The 1,309-nt window shown below is 54.9% G+C and carries 1 rRNA gene; it reads right to left on the bottom strand.

From position 1 onward, the window contains the following. A 23S ribosomal RNA gene (locus AC0C45_RS29995) occupies positions 1 to 1,309 on the bottom strand; the annotation flags it as partial.

Below are 1,309 nucleotides of genomic sequence, written 5' to 3'. Positions count from 1 at the left end.
TGTCGCCACGCTTCCACCTCTGACCTATCAACCTGATCATCTTTCAGGGATCTTACTAGCTTGCGCTATGGGAAATCTCATCTTGAGGGGGGCTTCATGCTTAGATGCTTTCAGCACTTATCCCGTCCACACATAGCTACCCAGCGATGCCTTTGGCAAGACAACTGGTACACCAGCGGTGTGTCCATCCCGGTCCTCTCGTACTAAGGACAGCTCCTCTCAAATTTCCTACGCCCACGACGGATAGGGACCGAACTGTCTCACGACGTTCTGAACCCAGCTCGCGTACCGCTTTAATGGGCGAACAGCCCAACCCTTGGGACCGACTACAGCCCCAGGATGCGATGAGCCGACATCGAGGTGCCAAACCTCCCCGTCGATGTGGACTCTTGGGGGAGATAAGCCTGTTATCCCCGGGGTAGCTTTTATCCGTTGAGCGATGGCCCTTCCATGCGGAACCACCGGATCACTAAGCCCGACTTTCGTCCCTGCTCGACTTGTAGGTCTCGCAGTCAAGCTCCCTTGTGCCTTTACACTCTACGAATGATTTCCAACCATTCTGAGGGAACCTTTGGGCGCCTCCGTTACATTTTAGGAGGCGACCGCCCCAGTCAAACTGCCCACCTGACACTGTCTCCCGGCCCGATCAGGGCCGCGGGTTAGAATTTCAATACAGCCAGGGTAGTATCCCACCGACGCCTCCACCGAAGCTAGCGCTCCGGCTTCTCAGGCTCCTACCTATCCTGTACAAGCTGTACCAAAATTCAATATCAGGCTACAGTAAAGCTCCACGGGGTCTTTCCGTCCTGTCGCGGGTAACCTGCATCTTCACAGGTACTATAATTTCACCGAGTCTCTCGTTGAGACAGTGCCCAGATCGTTACGCCTTTCGTGCGGGTCGGAACTTACCCGACAAGGAATTTCGCTACCTTAGGACCGTTATAGTTACGGCCGCCGTTTACTGGGGCTTCGATTCAGAGCTTCTCCCAAAGGATAACCCCTCCTCTTAACCTTCCAGCACCGGGCAGGCGTCAGCCCCTATACTTCGCCTTGCGGCTTCGCAGAGACCTGTGTTTTTGCTAAACAGTCGCCTGGGCCTATTCACTGCGGCTCTCTCGGGCTATACACCCTACCAGAGCACCCCTTCTCCCGAAGTTACGGGGTCATTTTGCCGAGTTCCTTAACGAGAGTTCTCTCGATCACCTTAGGATTCTCTCCTCGCCTACCTGTGTCGGTTTGCGGTACGGGCACCTCCCGCCTCGCTAGAGGCTTTTCTTGGCAGTGTGGAATCAGGAACTTCGGTACTATA

The organism is Priestia sp. VA7, from assembly GCF_055710015.1.
Note: the sequence above shows the minus strand (reverse complement) of the source record. Positions and strands in the feature narration are given on the sequence as shown.